This window comes from Streptosporangium sp. NPDC051023, from assembly GCF_040689595.1.
Lineage (GTDB): Bacteria > Actinomycetota > Actinomycetes > Streptosporangiales > Streptosporangiaceae > Streptosporangium.
This window is the reverse complement of sequence record NZ_JBFBCE010000011.1, coordinates 118,292-135,141: the sequence shown is the minus strand read 5'-3', so window position 1 is coordinate 135,141 and position 16,850 is coordinate 118,292. Positions and strand designations below refer to the sequence as shown.

The 16,850-nt window shown below is 68.3% G+C and carries 14 protein-coding genes and 1 tRNA gene; 8 read left to right on the top strand and 7 right to left on the bottom strand.

Annotated elements, in window-relative coordinates:
* Positions 1 to 2: 2 nt before the first annotated feature.
* Entirely contained in the window at positions 3 to 1,265 is a 1,263-nt protein-coding gene (locus AB0395_RS10230; RefSeq protein ID WP_366278870.1) for an extracellular solute-binding protein, read from the bottom strand.
* Between the two features lie 180 nt (positions 1,266 to 1,445).
* On the opposite strand from AB0395_RS10230, the gene AB0395_RS10225 reads away from it, so the two are divergent.
* Positions 1,446 to 2,231, top strand: coding sequence for an IclR family transcriptional regulator (locus AB0395_RS10225; protein ID WP_366278869.1), 786 nt, complete (start codon positions 1,446 to 1,448; stop codon positions 2,229 to 2,231).
* A 131-nt stretch (positions 2,232 to 2,362) separates the two neighbouring features.
* Entirely contained in the window at positions 2,363 to 3,307 is a 945-nt protein-coding gene (locus AB0395_RS10220) for a sugar kinase (protein ID WP_366278868.1), read from the top strand.
* Between the two features lie 149 nt (positions 3,308 to 3,456).
* Here the strand turns inward: AB0395_RS10220 and AB0395_RS10215 are convergent, their stop codons facing one another.
* The 3 genes from AB0395_RS10215 to AB0395_RS10205 all read right to left on the bottom strand — a co-directional run bounded on the left by AB0395_RS10215 (position 3,457) and on the right by AB0395_RS10205 (position 8,103).
* Positions 3,457 to 4,314, bottom strand: coding sequence for an acyl-CoA thioester hydrolase/BAAT C-terminal domain-containing protein (locus AB0395_RS10215; protein ID WP_366278866.1), 858 nt, complete (start codon positions 4,312 to 4,314; stop codon positions 3,457 to 3,459).
* A 408-nt stretch (positions 4,315 to 4,722) separates the two neighbouring features.
* On the bottom strand, positions 4,723 to 5,751 hold the full coding sequence (locus tag AB0395_RS10210; RefSeq protein WP_366278864.1) for a hypothetical protein: 1,029 nt from the start codon (positions 5,749 to 5,751) through the stop codon (positions 4,723 to 4,725).
* 543 nt (positions 5,752 to 6,294) lie between these two features.
* Positions 6,295 to 8,103: a glycoside hydrolase family 15 protein gene (locus AB0395_RS10205; protein WP_366278863.1), complete on the bottom strand. Its 1,809-nt coding sequence runs from the start codon at positions 8,101 to 8,103 to the stop codon at positions 6,295 to 6,297.
* A 693-nt stretch (positions 8,104 to 8,796) separates the two neighbouring features.
* Here AB0395_RS10205 and AB0395_RS10200 point away from each other — a divergent pair.
* From AB0395_RS10200 to AB0395_RS10190, 3 genes are all read left to right on the top strand, one after another.
* Positions 8,797 to 8,937, top strand: a complete 141-nt coding sequence (locus AB0395_RS10200) for an SEC-C metal-binding domain-containing protein (RefSeq protein WP_366278935.1) — start codon at positions 8,797 to 8,799, stop codon at positions 8,935 to 8,937.
* Positions 8,938 to 9,261: 324 nt separating this feature from the next.
* Positions 9,262 to 9,882 carry a peptidase inhibitor family I36 protein gene (locus tag AB0395_RS10195; RefSeq protein WP_366278861.1) on the top strand — a complete coding sequence of 207 codons (621 nt, stop codon included), beginning with the start codon at positions 9,262 to 9,264 and terminating at the stop codon, positions 9,880 to 9,882.
* A gap of 47 nt (positions 9,883 to 9,929) precedes the next feature.
* Positions 9,930 to 11,453 (top strand): hypothetical protein, encoded by a 1,524-nt coding sequence (locus AB0395_RS10190; RefSeq protein WP_366278859.1) that lies wholly within the window; start codon positions 9,930 to 9,932, stop codon positions 11,451 to 11,453.
* A 200-nt stretch (positions 11,454 to 11,653) separates the two neighbouring features.
* On the opposite strand, the gene AB0395_RS10185 is transcribed toward AB0395_RS10190, so the two are convergent.
* Positions 11,654 to 11,730: transfer RNA gene (locus AB0395_RS10185), tRNA-Lys, on the bottom strand.
* A gap of 116 nt (positions 11,731 to 11,846) precedes the next feature.
* Here AB0395_RS10185 and AB0395_RS10180 point away from each other — a divergent pair.
* A complete protein-coding gene (locus AB0395_RS10180) occupies positions 11,847 to 12,698 on the top strand; it encodes a MoxR family ATPase (protein ID WP_366278857.1) in 852 nt (283 codons plus the stop codon).
* Positions 12,699 to 12,840: 142 nt separating this feature from the next.
* The gene (locus AB0395_RS10175) at positions 12,841 to 14,253 is read left to right on the top strand and encodes a VWA domain-containing protein (RefSeq protein WP_366278856.1); all 1,413 of its coding nucleotides are present in this window, start codon (positions 12,841 to 12,843) and stop codon (positions 14,251 to 14,253) included.
* 143 nt (positions 14,254 to 14,396) lie between these two features.
* On the opposite strand, the gene AB0395_RS10170 is transcribed toward AB0395_RS10175, so the two are convergent.
* Positions 14,397 to 15,158: a nuclease-related domain-containing protein gene (locus tag AB0395_RS10170; RefSeq protein WP_366278855.1), complete on the bottom strand. Its 762-nt coding sequence runs from the start codon at positions 15,156 to 15,158 to the stop codon at positions 14,397 to 14,399.
* A gap of 198 nt (positions 15,159 to 15,356) precedes the next feature.
* On the opposite strand from AB0395_RS10170, the gene AB0395_RS10165 reads away from it, so the two are divergent.
* Positions 15,357 to 15,941, top strand: a complete 585-nt coding sequence (locus AB0395_RS10165) for a TetR/AcrR family transcriptional regulator (RefSeq protein WP_366278853.1) — start codon at positions 15,357 to 15,359, stop codon at positions 15,939 to 15,941.
* A 73-nt stretch (positions 15,942 to 16,014) separates the two neighbouring features.
* On the opposite strand, the gene AB0395_RS10160 is transcribed toward AB0395_RS10165, so the two are convergent.
* Positions 16,015 to 16,836 carry an SDR family oxidoreductase gene (locus AB0395_RS10160; RefSeq protein WP_366278851.1) on the bottom strand — a complete coding sequence of 274 codons (822 nt, stop codon included), beginning with the start codon at positions 16,834 to 16,836 and terminating at the stop codon, positions 16,015 to 16,017.
* Positions 16,837 to 16,850: the final 14 nt, after the last annotated feature.

Sequence of the window (16,850 nt, the reverse complement as noted above, 5' to 3'; positions counted from 1 at the left end):
GGTCATGACCGTCCGAAGGCGGCCTTCACCGCGGCGGCGGCCTCGTCGGTCGCCTGCTCGACGGTGGCCTGCCCGGTCGCGACCTTCTGGAGCATGGTCGGGATGACCTTCTGGTTGTCGATCTTCCCCCAGGCCGGGTCGATCGGCACGAAGCGGGTCCCCGCCGCGACGGTGTCGAGGAACGGCTTGAGGAAGGAGTCCTTGGCCGCCAGCTCGTCGCGCGCCGAGGTCAGGGTCGGCAGGTTGCCCATGGCCTCGTACATCTTGGTCTGGTAGACCTTGCCGCCCAGCAGTTCCATGAACGTGATCGCCAGCGAACGGTGCCGGCTGTTCTTCATGACGCCGAGGTTGTTGCCACCGGAGAAGGCGGGGGCGATCGTGCCCTGCTTGCCGCCGGGCAGCGGTACCACGGCGTACTTGCCCGCCGCCGCGCCCGCGTCGACCGCGCCGCGGCTGAAGTTGCCGAGGATGCCCATCGCCGCCTTGCCGCTGGCGAACAGCTCGACGGTCTTGCCGCCGGTGAGGCTCGCGCAGGCCTGGGGCGGGCAGTTGTCGTCGCTGAGCAGGTCGGTGTACGCCTGGACGCCCTTGCGGGCCGCTGGGCTGCCGAGGTTGTCGATGTCGCCGCCCGCGTCCCAGACGAAGGGGAGCGCACCGAAGGTGTACTCGCCACCGACGGCGATGCCGTACAGGTCGGGCTTCTTCTTACGGATCTCGCGGGCGGTCTCGGCCAGAGCCGTCAGGGTCGCGGGTGGCTTGAGGCCGAGCTCGCCGAAGACGTCGGTGCGGTAGTAGAGGGCGCGGATGCCGATGTACCACGGCAGGCCGTAGACCTTGCCGTCGACGGTCGCGGACTTGAGGAGGTCGGCGCCCACGTCCTTGCTCTCCGGCCACGCCGCCAGGTCCGCGCTCAGGTCGGCGAACCCGCCCGCGGCGACGTACTCCGCGAGGTCGGTGTTGCCGTACTCGGCGACGTCGGGGGCGCTCGCCGGGTCGTTGAACGCGCCCTTGAACTTCTCGTGCCTGGCGGGCGTCGTCGGGATGTAGGTGATCTCGACCTTCACGCCCGCGTTCGCGGCGGTGAACTCCTTGATCGCCTCCGCGACGACTTTCTCCTTAGGGGCGCGGTTCGGCTCGTCGAAGAGCCACACCCGCAGGGTCCCGGACTTCTCATCACCGCCGCTCGCGGACGGGGCGGTCGACGGCGCACACGCGGCGAGGGCCAGCAAGGCCGCACCTGCCGATGCCCAGTTCAGGATCTTCACAGATCTCTCCTCCCGTTGTCCCGTTGGCGGCAGACCCTAGGAAGGGCTCCCGGGTCACCGAAAGGGGGAGTGTCCTTTGTTCTGCACTGCAGAACCTTGTGTCGCAAACTGGAAACAAGACTTCCAATTACCCTAATTTGATCTCCGTGTTCGACCCGCCGGATCACACTTGAGGCCGCAATGAACGAACCCGTCCCGGAACGCAACCAGTCGGCCTCGCTACGGCGGGCCCTCGCGGTACTGGAACACGTGCGCGACCACGCGGGTGCCGGTCAGGGTCTGTCGCTCACCCGGCTCGCCGAGGCTCTCGGCCTGTCCAAGAGCACGGTGCTCAGGCTGACCGTCCCGCTCGTCGAGGCCAGGCTGCTGGAGCGCGACCGCAGGACCGGCGCCTACCGGCTCGGGCACGGCGCACTCCGTCTCGGCCAGGCCTATCTCGCCACGCTGGACCTGCGCACCGTGGCGGCCGAGGAGTCACACCGGCTGATGAGTGAGGTCAGGGAGACCGTCCACCTCGTGGTCTACGACCCGCCGGACGTGGTCTACATCGACAAGGTGGAGAACGAGACCACCGTGCGGATGGCCTCGCGCGTCGGCAGCAGGGCGCCCATCTACCGAACCGCCGTCGGCAAGGCGATCCTCGCCTGGCAGCCCGAGGAAGACGTCGAGAGGGTCGTGTCCGCCGGAATGCCGCCGATGACCCGCCACACCATCGTCGACGCGGACCGCCTGCGCGCCGAGCTGAGCCGCATCCGGCAGCGGGGCTACGCGGTCGACGACCGCGAGAACGAGCCCGAGGTGCGCTGCGTCGCCGCCCCGATCTTCAACCACGCCGACATCGTGACCTCGGCCATCTCCGTCTCCGGGCTCACCTCACGGATCACCGCCGCCCGGGTCCGCGACCTGGGCCCGCTGGTCACGGAGACGGCACTGCGCATCTCCAGGAAGCTGGGCTCGACTCGCTGACTCCTTTCGCACAGTCCATCGACCCGCTGCCCCTCTCACACAGCCCGCAGCCGGAGCCGGGGGCTCCGCTGTCACCCTCAGGAACCCCACTCCCTCATGTCCGACGACAAGCACCTAAGGACCAATTTCTGATGATCGATCTGGTGACGCTCGGGGAAAGCATGGCGCTGTTCACCGCACGGCGTACCGGTCTGCTCCGGCACGCCCGCGACTTCGGCCTCGGCGTTGGCGGCGCCGAGTCGAACCTGGCCATCGGTGTCAGCCGTCTCGGCCGGAGCGCGGCGTGGATCGGCAGGGTTGGCGCCGACGAGTTCGGGGAGCTGCTCCGCTCGACGCTGGCGGGCGAGGGGGTCGACATCCGGGGGATGATCGTCGACCCGGAGGCGCCGACGGGGCTGATGGTCAAGAACAGGCGGACCGCCGAGCTGGTCGACGTGCGTTACTACCGCTCGGGAAGCGCCGGGTCCCGGCTCGGGCCCGCCGACCTGGACGTCGCACTTCTCAGGTCGGCACGAGTGCTGCACGTCACGGGCATCACGCTCGCGCTGTCCGCCTCCGCCGCCGAAGCGGTACGCGCCGCGGTCACCGAGGCCCGCGACGCGGGCGTGACGGTCTCGATGGACATCAACTACCGCCGAGCCCTGTGGACCCCGGACGAGGCGTCCACGGCGCTGCGAGAGATCGTGACGGCGACGGACGTGCTGTTCGCCACCGAGGCCGAGGCCCGCCTGATCGCCGAGGGCGAGGACGCGGTCGGCCTGGCCAAGGCCCTTTCCACTCTCGGCCCCCGCCACGTGCTCGTCAAACGGGGCCCGCTCGGCGCCGTCGAGCTGTCCGACGGGGTGGTACGGCATGCGGAGCCGTACCGGGTCACCGAGATCGACCCGGTCGGCGCCGGGGACGCCTTCGCCGCGGGCTGGCTCGCCGAGACCCTGGAGGGAGCGGCCCCCGAGCGGCGCCTGGCCACCGCCTGCGCGGCCGGAGCCTTCGCGGTGACCTCGGAGGGCGACTGGGAGAGCCTCCCCCGCCGCATCGACCTCGACCTCCTCAACCCGGCGGACGCCGTCGCCCGCTGACCTCGGCCACACGCCCGCCGTACGTCGCCCGTCTCCTCTGCGGGAGACGCGGCGGCGGTGGGTGTCGCAGGCAGGTCCCGAGGCTCGCAGCGCCGGTACGGGACGCCGCCTGGGCGACCGCAGTAGGCGGAAAGATCCACAAAACAGGCCTAAGGCTCGATCTGAAAGATCTCCAGAACATGGGGCCAGGCCGCCGTTCCCAGGGCGGCGTCCGTCTGCGGGGATCCTCCGTACAGGTACGGTCTCGCCCCTGAAGCGGGCGATTCGCCGGGAAAACGGGGACGGTGGCCCGCATCCGGGTCGCTGACCAGGCGAACCGGGCGCCCCGCCGCCGAACGGCGGGCGGCCAGTTCCTCGCTGAAGGGAAGCGCGGGCCACATCCGGTCGTCCGCACCCGCGACGAGGAGAAGGTCGGCCTCCGCCCGCTCGACGGGAATCGCCGCCGCCCGCGCCGCCTGGGCGAACCTCTCCCGGCTGCGTTCGTAGAGCGCGCGGTACGCCACGGGGAAACCCTCCGGCTCGGCCGGAGACCAGGTTTCGTCATAGGGGACGAAGGGCACCGGCTCTCCTCGCCAGGTCCACGAGGACCGGCGCGGAACGGTGAGCCCATCGGCTCCGGGGCCGACGTTGGCCCAGGCGACCGAGGTGGGCGACAACGCGACCACCGCCTCGACGCGGGGATCGAGCCCGGCGACGAGCAGGGCGGCCTCGGCCCCCTTGGAGAGCCCCATCACGCCGACGCGCCGTACCCCGGCGTCCAGGAGCAGGTCGACGACGGCGGTGAAGGTCTCCAGCGGGATCTCACAGATCCCCTTCGGCTGCCCCGGACCGCCGAACCAGCGGATCGACAGCGCCGTGGCACCTTGCCGGGCCAGCAGGCGCGACCGTTCGGTCTCGACCCGCCCGCTGGAACCCGCCAGCACCAGCACCCCGACGTCTCCACCGCCCCTGGGCCCGACCAGAATCCCCTCGCGGGGGCCGTCGAGGCCACGCTCGATGATCTCCATGCCTCCCCCCTACCCGGGGCCCGTCCGGGTCTATCCGGGTCTATCCGGGTCTATCCGGGTCTATCCGGGGCGAGGATCAGGACGGCCTGGCGACGAGGCCGTCACCCCCTCTGCCCGCTGACACCGGCCTTTCAGGCTCGGAGGCCCTTGCCGTTGGCCTGAACCCGTTTGAAGGTGCTGTTCCTCTGGTGTGGCCTTGATCTGGAGAATCCAGATCAAGGCCAGGCCGGAACAGCACCTTCGTCAAACCCGGTTGCGTCCATGCCTGTCGTCATCCCACCCTCAGGTGCGGTCGAACAGGCAGCGGTCGCAGACCGTCGCATCGGTGACCCGCGTCCACCTCAGACGTGCGAAAGGTCCACGAGAGTCGGTGGCCGGTACGGCGACGCCACCGTCGCCGTACCCCCCTTACCCCCGCCGGAGGGGAGCTGCGGGCGTGGTGCCGGCGCTCCTGAGGCCAGCCTGGAGCGTGTTCTTGAGATCCGCGTCGAGCCTGGCGCGGGCGTCCTTGAGGCTGGTGTCGAGCCTGTTCCTCAGCTCGGCCGCGAGAGCCCTGATGCCTGCGTCGAGCCTGTTCCTCAGGTCGGCCTCGAGGGCCCTGAAGTCGGCCTCGAGCCTGATCCTGAGCTCAGCCTCGAAGTGGCTGTTCCTGACGTCGTTGTCGTTCTTGACGTCGTTGTCGTTCCTGACGTAGTTGACATTCCTGGCGTCGTTGTCGTTCCTGACATCGTTCTTGACGTCGTTGTCGTTCCTGGCCTCGTTGCGGTTCCTGGCGTCGTTGTCGTTCTTGACGTCGTTGTCGTTCTTCAGGTCGGCGTCGACCTTGTTCTTGAGGTAGGCAGCCAGCTCGGCCTTGGCGTCGTTGTAGGCCCTGTTCCTCAGGTCGGCGTCGAGCTTGTTCTTGACCTCCGCCTCCGCCTCGGCCTTGGCGTCGTTGTAAGCCTTGTTCCTGAGATAGGCCTCCACCTCGGCCTTGGCGTCGTTGTAGGCCTTGTTCTTCAGGTCGGCGTCGAGCTTGTTCTTGACCTCGGCCTCTGCCTCGGCCTTGGCGTCGTTGTAGGCCTTGTTCTTGAGATCGGCGTCGAACCTGTTCTTGAGCTCCGCCTCCGCCTCGGCCTTCTGCTTGGCGATGGCGTCGGCGAGACTGCGGGAGTCGGCAGAGGTGTCCAGATTGAAGTTGACCCTCTGGTCAAGCTTCTGCGACTGGTTCTGCAGCTGGCGCTGGAACTGGCGCTGCAGCTGCCGCTGGCGCTGGAACTGCTCCAGCAACTGCTGCCGCCAGCTTCCAGGCCCGTCACAACCAGAACCGACACAGCCGGCGGCGGCGCCGGCGCTGGCCGCGGTGACGGTGGTCGCGGCGCCGAGGCCAACGACTCCGCTTGTCAGCACCGTGCTGCTGGCGACGAATGTTACGACGACGCCCTTGAGCTTGGACATTGCACGTCCCCCTTGAAAGATCGATTGCCCCGCGCTTCGGCGTTCTCCAAATTGACCGGAAAACGCCTCCGACAACCTTTGCGGATCACCTTGCGCCTCTTTGTTTTCCTCGCACATCGCCGGATAAACGGCGACCGCCCACTTCTTTTGCTCGATTATCGCCTTATTGAGGATGTCGGACTTATCCGTTAACTTGCGCACACCCAGGTCAAGACACAATGTCACTAAGTTTGCCATTTTTTCCCAAAAAGCCGCAACCACCAACATTCGACCTCGAATCCGACAACTCGCCTTTCGGCTGAACATCCACCTTCGACAGAGCTTATTAAGATGAGAGTGATTCGCCACATAATGCAGCCAGATGCCACCAACAAGCGGATTACCGGCTTTGGTAACCCATCTCCACGAAGGGCATTTATCTTAAATATGTCTGATTTGGGATGATCTATCAGCGTCGTCCTGGCCCGAGGCGGGGCGAGGCGCGGTGAGCGGCGTCTCCAAGAGGCGCGATGGGTGGTGTCTCCAACCGGAAGCCCCGGCGTGTCATCCGCCGCTGTCGCGGATGGCGTCCGCGGCGTTGATCAGGCCGATGTGGCTGAACGCCTGGGGGAAGTTCCCAATGGGCTCGCCGGTCAGGGAGTCGACCTCCTCCGCCAGCAGGCCGACGTCGTTGGCGTATGACGCGGCGGTCTCGAACGCCTGCCTGGCGGGCGCCTTCCTCCCGGCGAGTGCCAGGGCGTGGGCCAGCCAGAACGTACAGAGCAGGAACGTGCCCTCGTCCCCAGCGAGCCCGTCGGCGGCACGGTAGCGGTGCACCAGGCCGCGTTCGTCGGTCAGCCGCGTGGCGACGGCGTCGACGGTCGCGCGCACGCGGGGGTCGTCGCCGGGCAGGAAGCCGACCATGGGCAGCATCAGCGCGGCGGCGTCCAGGTCCTCTGAGCCGAACGCCTGGGTGAAGGCCCCCGCCTTCGGGTTCCATCCCTGTGTCAGGATCGCCTCGCGGATCCGCTCTCGGGTCTGCTTCCATCCGGCCACGCGGTCGGCGACTCCCAGCACGGGGGCCAGCGCGACGGCCCTGTCCATGGCCACCCAGCACATCAGCTTGGAGTGCAGATAGTGCCGCCCCGGCCCCCGCACCTCCCACAGGCCCTGGTCCGGCTCCTGCCAGCGGCGAGCGGCCATCTCCGCGACGCCGACCAGGAAGGAGCAGGTCAGCCCGTCGAGCGGGCGCGCGTGCCGGTAGAGCTGACCGGCCGCGTCGAGCAGCTCACCGTAGACGTCGATCTGGCGCTGGCGCCACGCGTCGTTGCCGACGCGCACCGGGGCGCTGCCGCGCCAGCCGGTCAGATGGGGCAGCGGCCGCTCGCTCAAATCGCGCTCGCCGCCGACGCCGTACATGATCTGCAGGTCGGCCCCCTGGTCGAGCTGGGTGGCCGAGGCACGGGCGAGGAAGGCGAAGAAGGCCGCCTCCTCGACCTCGCACGTCGCGGTGGCGAGCGCCTGGAGGGTGAAGCTGGTGTCGCGGATCCAGGTGTAGCGGTAGTCCCAGTTGCGCTCACCGCCGACGCTCTCCGGCAGGGAGGTGGTGGCCGCGGCGACGATGGCGCCGGTCGGGGCGAAGGTCAGGGCGCGCAGCACCCGCCCGCTCTGGTCCACCTCCTTCTCCCAGGGGCCTCGGTAGCCGAGGTGCGCCCTGGACCACGAGCGCCATCCGGCGACGGTGTCCTTGATCCGGCGATGGACGTGCCACGGGCTCCTGCGCGGCGGATCCGGCGCCCAGCTGGAACTGGCCTGCAGAGCCAGGCAGAGTCGCTGCCCGGCTTTCAGCGTCACCGTGCCACGCGCGGTCGAGCCGCTCACCCGCAGGGGAACCGGGGCCGACAGCGTGAGGACGTTCGCACCGCCGCGCGCGACCAGCCCGCCGCGCACCGGCTCCATCAACGGCCGGACGAGCCCGAACTCGGGACGCGGCGCGTACTCCGTCTCCAGGGTCACCCGTCCCTCGACACACGTCACCTCGCGCAGCAGGACTCCCGGTGAGCCCACGCCCAGCGAGTGCCCGCGCTCCCTGCTGCCCAGGGCGAGCGCGTCGACGAGCACCACGGTCCCGTCGCGGCCATGGAAGGTGGTTTCGAGCACCAGGGTGTGCTCCAGATACCTGCGGGTGACCTCTGCGGGGCAGGTGGGGCGGATGCTCCAGTACCCGGCGTCCTCGTCGAGCAGCCTGGCGAAGAGCGCCGGGCTGTCGAAGCGGGGAAGGCACAGCCAGTCGACCGAGCCGTCCGAGGTGACCAGCGCGGCGGACCGGCAGTCGGACAGCATGGCGTGGTCGCTGATCGGTCGCGTGCTCAAGGGTGCACCTCGCCAACCGCCGGCTGAGGATCACGGATCTCACGGACCCGAAACGAGCCCGGGTTCGGCGGCCACCGGCACGGCCCCGAGGGACAACGAACGCCTCAAATGAGAATATTCGCCAACGATGCCCCTTTCAGGCATTGTAAATCAGCCCTGCGGGCTCCCCCTCGACGGTCCCGACCACGTCGGCCACCCACCGCACGACGGCCCGCGTCCGGCGCCGGACCACCGGCCGGTCGACCGGCCCGCCTTCCTGACCCGGCGCCGCCTGACGCGACGGGATCCTGTGAACACCCCGGCGGACGGGTGCTCGAAATCCGGGAAGAAATCATCGCCATTCGACCTGACCTCATCACTCGCGGGTCGCACGGCTCGTCGAATAGCGAGGAGGCTCCCTTGAGCGAGTTGACCAGGGTGGACAGAGCGACTTTGGGCGATTAGTGGACGAGCAGGTGGACGTGGTCGTCCTCGCCGTTGAACTCGACCGGTTCGGCGCCGAAGCCGTCGCCTACCTCGATCATTCGAAGGAAAATCGTTCGCCTCCTCGCCCCCTGAGTTCTACCGTCGGTGGCAGTTGCCCAACTGTCAGGGAGGCCCATCATGTACCGCGAAGAGATGTCCTTTTGAGCCCACCAGCAAGCGCCGCCGGGGGTTCCCTCCAGCGAGACCCGCGTCAAGCGGGGTAACCGCATCGTCGGCGTCGACACGGAGCTGACCGAGAAGCTCGGCCGCAACGATCCGTGCCCCTGCGGCTCCGGGCGGCGGTTTCCGCCGCTGCTGCCGTGCCACCGGCCGCTACGACGACACCCTCGGCCACCACTACGTCCGTGACCGCCCCCGCTGATCCGTGGCGGAAACCACACCTGATCAGGACGATCGCCCAACAAGGAAACTCCAGGCCGGTGAATCCGGCCCGGAGACTCCATGATTCGAGCGGCATTCCCGCATGAAAATAGGATCACCAAAAAGTCCGGATCGGGCTGCGCCACCAACCTTGACGTGTATGGACGAAACCGCAGAAGATAAAGACAGCCGTCGGCACCGCTGGAAGCAGGTGACGAAAAATCCGGCTTTCGCGATTCGGGGACCATCCTGTCGAGGTCATCAGCAGTGATGATGATCCGATCAAATCTGCTGCGCCATCCATAGGACCTCATGGTCCGACCTCGACCATATGATCATCGGCCAGATTTTCCCCAAGTCGGAAGAAATAACATGACAAGGGATGAACGAAGCGGATCCGGCTCGCGGATAGCCATAGCGGTCGCCATCATAGGCCTGGCCTCGGCCGTCGTGACCTCTCCATCATGGGGCCAGCAGTTATGTCTCAGGCTCGGGTTCTGCCAAGCCGACAGTAACGGCCCCACCCAGGAAGCCAAGAGCGGCGGTGACGGCTCACACAGCGGGACCTCCTCGAAGCATCGAACCAAGCCGTCCGCTGACTCGACGGAGGGGAGCCCCCGGGACACCCCCACTCCGCCCGATGACTCGGCGAGATGGAGCTGCCCCGGCGGAACGTTCTGCGGATGGGACGGCCCCCAGGGTACGGGCTCCTTGTTCGTTCAAAAGGACGCCACATGCGCCCTTCATGACATCGGGAGCGCCGGCTTGGGCGACCGGCTCACCTCATATCAGAACCGGACCGGCAAGAAAGTCACTCTGTACAACTGGACCGGCACCGAATGGCAGACACTCGTAGAGGTGGCCGACGGCGAGAAAGGCGACGTGCCGCAGTCAGCGAACAACACGACCGACGCGGTGAAGGTCTGCGATTAACCGAACATTGAACCCGTCGCACCCTCCGCCGGAGACCTGCCGGAACCGTGCCGAAGGGCATCCACCGGACGACCACGGACGCTTCTCGGCCTGGCTGGATCCTCGAAAACAGAGAAACCCCAGCTCGGCGTGCCGAGCTGGGGTTTCTCATGTGGTGCGCCGCCGGGCACTTTCCCTATCCAGCGGATATTTGCCTATGTTTGACTGGGCGCGCACCGGCGGGGATTCATGTTGGTCTTGAGGGGTGGGTGCTCGGGTCCATGGTTCGCGACGAACCGTTCGGTCTTGCCGCGATGAGAGCGACGTCGCAGTTCGCGGCCCTGGAGCCGATCTGGGCGGGAATCAGCTCGGCGAGACAATTGCGTGCTCTGCTTGTTTTTGGTGCTTTGTTCAACGAGCGCGTCTTCGTTCATGACACGCAGCTGATCGACAACCCCAGGGTCGTCGGTGATTTCGGCAGAGGCGATCTGCGAGGGATCAACTTCTATCGGCTGCTCCGTGAACTCGTCGCTGTCAGGGTCGTGGCGGTGGGGCTCCGCAATGACACCTACCTTCGCCTGGAGGACCGGCGCGTTCCGGTCAACTCCCTGGCCGATGTGTTGAGCAGCTGGAAGAAGAACAGCCCGGATGGCGGCGGGTGGGTCATCTCTCCGATCTCCGAGACGCGGGAGAGGATGGTCGCCGACCTTGACGGGGTGCTCGCCGCCGACGGTTCCATCGTTGTTCCCTACGACGTTCCCTACGACCACGCACAGGCGAAAGACGGCTTCATGCGGCAGGTTCGCGCGGCGGCGAACTCAGCGGACTCGGTTCTGGCCGGGCTGTTGGCTCAGCAGCCGAGTGAGTTGCGCCGCCGTTATGACGAGATCCTGGCGCGGCCACAGTTCTCGCACTCTCCGGTCTTCGCTTTGCTGGACGACCCCGGACTACCGGTCTCAAGTCCGCTTATCCAGATTCATGGCCTGTTCGACGAGACGGCCCACGCCGACCTCTTCAACGCCCGAATTCTGGGCTCCGACTGGGACTCGGGCCAGAGCACGGGCCTGGCCGAGGCCGTTCTCGCCGGTGACAGGGCCGAGCAGAGCAGAGCCGACTCCCGGCTGGGCTCGGCCGAGCTGATGGAGACGGCCTACCGTATGGTCGAGGGCCCGCCACCCGATCTCCTCGCCACGCTTCGCCTCGAAGAGATCATGGAACTGCGCGAGCAGGCCGCCGAGCTGTTCGAGATCCAGTCGTACTTCGAGGTCCGCGACGTCGAGACCGCGGACAACGCGCTGGAGACCGCGCTGGCCGACTGCGCGGCAGATCACTGGCAGCGCATCTGCGAACACATCCGGGCGACCCGCCCCCACCAGACGGTCGAGCCGACCAGGCTCGGCACCGACTCCGCGCTCTCGGGGCTACTGGCGCGGCGGGCCTTCCGGGGCGACCGGAAGCCTCAAAGCCCGGAATGCAGCCAAGAAGGCAACGTCTCCAGAAATCCAAGGTTCCGAAACCGTCCGCTCATGTCGCGAACAGAGCGTCTCGTGTCGATCGTCCGAGCCTGTGCTTGCCGAAGGGGAGGCCCGTGAAGATGGGCGCTTGGCGAAGGTTCCGATGAAATCCTGTGGCGATCATGGCCACTGCGGCGGGTCGAAATGATCGTTTCCGCCGGAACGGCGGCGTTCGAGCCAACATGGAGCAAACATCGGGCAGAAACCGGGACGAATCGGGACACCGGAAACGCGAACAGCGCATCCCCTGTGATCAAGAGATGCGCTGGTCGGATGTGTGGTGCGCCGCCAGGGACTCGAACCCCGGACCCGCTGATTAAGAGTCAGCTGCTCTAACCAACTGAGCTAGCGGCGCTTGAAGCCCTTGAAGGATAGCGCACTTCCGACAGGGCTTCGAAATCCGGCGAGATCACCGGCGGAGTGGGGCAGCGGTTAGGGTAGAACAACATTCGGCCATGTTCGGGAGCACATATGTGGTTCGCCTCGCCCGCCGACGTCAGCGAGCGGCTCGGTGCCGTGGACTATCTCGCCGACGACTCCATCGCGACCTCGGTCTTCCTCGCGGGCGCGCTCGGCAAGCCGCTGCTGGCCGAGGGGCCGGCCGGGGTCGGCAAGACCCAGCTCGCCAAGGCCGTGGCGGAGGCGACCGGGGCCCGGCTGGTCAGGTTGCAGTGCTACGAGGGGCTGGACGAGGCCAGGGCACTGTACGAGTGGAACTACAAGAAGCAGCTCCTGCGGATCCAGGCGGGCGGGGACCAGGACTGGGACACCACCCACGACGACATCTTCACCGAGGAGTTCCTGCTCGAGAGACCGCTGCTACGGGCGATCCGCTCCGAGACACCGACCGTCCTGCTGATCGACGAGACCGACAAGGCCGACGTCGAGGTCGAGGGGCTGCTGCTGGAGGTCCTGTCCGACTACCAGGTCACCATTCCCGAGCTCGGCACGATCAGCGCGGTGCGCAGGCCGTACGTGGTGCTGACCTCGAACGCGACCCGTGAGCTCTCCGAGGCGCTGAAGCGGCGCTGTCTCTATCTGCACCTGGAGTACCCCACGCCGGAGCGCGAGCGCGACATCGTGCTGGCGCGGGTTCCGGCGATCGAGGCGGCCCTGGCCGAACAGCTCGCGCACACGGTCGCCACGCTGCGCACCCTGGAGCTGAAGAAGGCACCCTCCGTCGCGGAGACCGTCGACTGGGCCAACACCCTGCTCGCGCTGGGCAGGGCCGAACTGGACGAGGAGACCGCGGGCGCAACCCTCGGGGTCGTGCTCAAGCACGCCTCGGACCAGAGCCGGGCGCGCAAGGAGCTGGGCCTTTGAAAGCCCCCAGCGGCCCGGCATCACGGGCGAGTACGTCACGGCGACCGGCACCGGTGAACGCCCCCGGCCGCAGGGCGCGGTCAGCGGACGCCCTGCCCTGGGAGATGAGGGGCGCCTTGACCGGTGAGGCGGGAGGTCGGCGGTGAGCCTGCTCGACCGGCATGTCGGCTTCGTGCACGCGTTGCGCCAGGCCGGGCTGCCGGTCTCACCCGCTGAGGGGCTGGACGCCGCCAGGGCGCTCGGAATGATCGACCTCACGGAACGGGAGTGGTTACGCGCCGCGTACGCCTCGACCCTGGTCAAACGGCCCTCGCACCGTCCCGGTTTCGACATCCTCTTCGACCTGTGGTTTCCCACCTCGACCACCGGCCTGTACGGCCGCCGCGATGAGGACCACCCCGCGCCCGGGGAGGGCACCACGCCTGAGAAGGAGGGCGTCCCCGGATTCACCCCGGAGACCGCCGGGATCCCCGAGCTGCGCGACCGGCTGGCCGGGCTGCTGCTGGGCACTGAGGCAACGACGAGGACGGACGAGTTCGCCCGCGCGATGGTCGAGCGCTTCGGCCGCCAGAGCGCGGGACCCGGCAGGCAGAGCTGGTTCTCCTATCCGGTGCTGCGGGCACTGTCCCCCGAGACGCTCATGGCCAGACTGCTGGCCGAGGTCCTGGAGGGGCGAGAGCGCGGCGGCCTCGCCGAGAAGGTCGCCCGGCAGCGGATCAGCGCGAACACCAGGCGTTTCGAGGAGGCCGTCGCCACCGACGTGCGGCGCAGGATCGCCGAGGAGTCGGGGATCGAGCGGATCGCGCGCTCGGCCGTGCGGCCGCCGCTTGAGCGGGTCGACTTCCTGGGAGCGACCAGGGACGACCTGGCCAGGCTGCGTCGGGAGGTGTATCCACTCGCCCGCCGCCTGGCCACCCGGCTGACCGTCAAGCACCGGCTCGGGCACCGTGGCCGCCTGGACTTCCGCCGGACGGTCCGGGCCTCGCTGTCCAGCGGCGGGGTGCCGCTGAGCACCTTCAACAGGCCACGCCGGCCGCACCGGCCCGAGCTGGTCGTCCTGTGCGATGCCAGCGACTCGGTCGCCTCCTTCGCGCACTTCACGCTGCTGCTGACCTATGCGCTGCGCGAGCAGTTCGCCAGGGTCAGGGCGTTCGGCTTCGTGGACACCGTTGACGAGATCACCCGTTTCTTCGCCCCTGGCGCCGACGTGGCCGAGTCGATCACGCGGCTGGCGAAGGAGGCCGACATGGTGCGCTTCGGGCGGACGAACTACGGCTACGCGCTGGAGCGGTTCGCCGAGCGCCACGGCGACGCCGTCGGCCCGAAGACGTCCCTGCTGATCCTGGGCGACGCCAGGTCCAACTACCAGCCGCCCGCGCTGGAGACGCTGCGACAGCTGAGCCTGCGGGCCAGGCACTCCCACTGGCTGAACCCGGAGCCGAGGAAGCAGTGGGACACGGGCGACTCACTGGCGACAGCCTACGGCGGGATCGTCCCGATGTACGAGTGCCGGAACGTCGCCCAGCTCGCGGCGTTCGTCGAGCGGCTCGCCTGACCCCCTCGCGCCGGACACGGGGGCCATCGGGCACACAGAGAACCGTCGTGCGCGGAACCTGCGCCGGACACGCGGAGCGGCTCTCTTTCCGGCCTTCCGGGCGTTCGCCGGGCGCCGCCCCACGTCTCCCGAAAGAGCGACGGTCAGTTCATCCGGCGCAGCACCCTGGCCGCGGTCCTGGCGAGCAGCTCCACCTGGTCCTCGTCGAGCTCCATGCGCGGCCCGGCCAGGATCCAGCGCGCCACCAGGCGCGGCTTGAGCAGGGTGAGCCCCTCCGCGCTGACCGTCCGCCTGAGTTCGCCGCCGTGCACCGCGAGCAGCGGCTCGATCGTCACGGGGACGCCAGACTCGCGCGAGAGGACCTCGGCCAGCGACTCCGAGGCCTTGACGAGCGCCTTGGCCACCGACGTGCCGTACTTCTCGCCGAAGAACAGCCGCTCGCCGTACCTGGCGATCTCGGTGTCCGGGGACCACGCCTCGTTGTCGACCACCCAGATGCCACCGGGCCCGATGACCAGATGGTCGATCGATGCCTCTCCGGGTACGGCGCGGCCGGCGAGGATCCGGTAGCCACGCCTGCTGAGCCTGCGGCGCAGCAGCCTTCCCGTGATGGTCTCGCCCCTGCGCCTGCCCCGCCAGACCGCGGTGGCCTCGTAGGAGCGCCAGGTCCAGAACATGTCGCCCGCGCCGACCAGCAGCCCGCACACGAGAGCGACGAGCACGGGAGCGGGGAGGGCGAACCGGTAGGCGAGCACGAGACCGACGGCCAGGCCTCCGGCCGCCTTGAAACCGCGCTGTTTCCAGCGCTGGTCCGCCTCCTTGCGCCAGAACTGCTCGTACATGACCTGGGGCGAGTGACCGTGAACCGGCTCCTCGCTCGTCACGTAGATCGATCCGCCGGGCACAGCGAACTCCCGAGAGTCGAATGGTCAGGTGGACGCGCGGATCTGCGACGCTGAAGATCCTCGGACATCAAATACCCACCCGGGGGTTCGGGGCACCCCGGACCATCCAAAGGTGATGGAACTAACACAACTCGGATAGCTTCCAGCGGTTTAACCGACCAGTCGGTATGCTTTCCCACACCACACGATGGGAGACTGATGACTCAGGACCGCGAGCCGGTTCGGCAGCGCCTGCTCAGCGAGGCCACCCGGCTCTTCGCGGAGCAGGGGTTCGAGGCTACCTCGGTGCAGGAGGTCGTCTCCGCGGCCGGTGTCACCAAGGGCGCGATGTACCACTATTTCGATTCCAAGGACGACCTGCTGCACGAGATCTACGGGCGCGTGCTGCGCATGCAGATGGAGCGGCTCACCGAGTTCGCCGACGGTCCCGGCTCGGTGAAGGAGCGTCTCCACGCCGCCGCCTCCGACGTCGTGCGGACCACGATCGAGAACCTGGACGACTCGAAGATCTTCTTTCGCTCGATGCACCTGCTCGCGCCCGACACGCGAAAGCGCGTCCGCGCCGAGCGCCGCCGCTATCACGAGCGCTTCCGCGACCTGGTGGCCGAGGGTCAGCGCGAGGGCATCTTCAGGGACGACACGCCCGCCGAGATCGTCGTCGACTTCTTCTTCGGCTCGATCCACCATCTGGGCAACTGGTACAGCCCCGAGGGCGCGCTCTCCGGCTCCGAGGTCGGTGATCACTTCGCCGACCTGCTGCTCACCTCGCTGAGGCCGAGGTGAGCGACCGGCCGGGCGGATGACGCGGCGCCGGACGGGGCGGTCCCGGCGGCCCGGTGGCGGCGCGGGACGGTCCTCACGCGGCGCCCGCCGCCGTGTCCCCGGTGACACCGGAGGAGGCCGTCGCGACCCCCTTCGTGATCATTCGCGCGATCAGCGCGTTGAGCTTGCGCGGACGCCGGGGCATGAGGTGGGCCATGCCGAAGTTGCTCAGCCCCGGCACGACGTAGCCGCGGTCGCGGTCGAGGGCCCGCAGCGCGCTGCGGACCACCCGCTCCGCCGTGTTCATCCGCGCCCCGATCGCCGCCGCCCTCGTGCCCATCACCTCGAAGAACGCGGTCTCGACCGGTCCCGGGGCGACGGCGAGCACCTTGACCCCCCGGCCCCTGAACTCGCTCCACAGCGCCAGGCTGAAGTTGAGCACGAACGCCTTCGACGCGGCGTAGGTCGCGATGTAGGGCGAGATGTGGAATCCCGCGATCGATCCCACGTTGACGACCGCGCCGCCGCCACGAGCGATCATGCCGGGGACGAACGCGTGCGTCAGGCCGACCAGGGACACGACGTTGACCATCAGCTCGTCGTGCTCCCGCTGCGCCGGGATCTCCTCGAAGCGGCCCCCGGTGCCGAAGCCCGCGTTGTTGACGAGCAGGTCGACGGTGAGCCCCCTGGCGGCGACCTCCGCGGCCACCCGTGACGCCGCGTCGGGAGCGGCGAGGTCCTGGCCGACGACCTCGGCCCGCACGCCGTGCGCCTTCCGCAGTTCCTCGGCCAGGCTCTCCAGTCTCCCGACTGAGCGGGCGACCAGCACGAGGTCGTGACCGCGCGCGGCGAGCTGGCGGGCGAACTCGACGCCGATGCCCGAGGAGGCGCCGGTCACGAGAGCGGTGGTGTTCATCGCGAAACTCCCTT

What these genes read in the sequence shown, in the direction of transcription:
- AB0395_RS10225 (WP_366278869.1), top strand. Translation starts at nt 1,446, where the DNA reads ATGAACGAACCCGTCCCGGAACGCAACCAGTCGGCCTCGCTACGGCGG.
- AB0395_RS10220 (WP_366278868.1), top strand. Translation starts at nt 2,363, where the DNA reads ATGATCGATCTGGTGACGCTCGGGGAAAGCATGGCGCTGTTCACCGCA.
- AB0395_RS10215 (WP_366278866.1), bottom strand. Translation starts at nt 4,314, where the DNA reads ATGGAGATCATCGAGCGTGGCCTCGACGGCCCCCGCGAGGGGATTCTG.
- AB0395_RS10210 (WP_366278864.1), bottom strand. Translation starts at nt 5,751, where the DNA reads ATGTCCAAGCTCAAGGGCGTCGTCGTAACATTCGTCGCCAGCAGCACG.
- AB0395_RS10195 (WP_366278861.1), top strand. Translation starts at nt 9,262, where the DNA reads ATGGTCCGACCTCGACCATATGATCATCGGCCAGATTTTCCCCAAGTC.
- AB0395_RS10180 (WP_366278857.1), top strand. Translation starts at nt 11,847, where the DNA reads ATGTGGTTCGCCTCGCCCGCCGACGTCAGCGAGCGGCTCGGTGCCGTG.
- AB0395_RS10165 (WP_366278853.1), top strand. Translation starts at nt 15,357, where the DNA reads ATGACTCAGGACCGCGAGCCGGTTCGGCAGCGCCTGCTCAGCGAGGCC.
- AB0395_RS10160 (WP_366278851.1), bottom strand. Translation starts at nt 16,836, where the DNA reads ATGAACACCACCGCTCTCGTGACCGGCGCCTCCTCGGGCATCGGCGTC.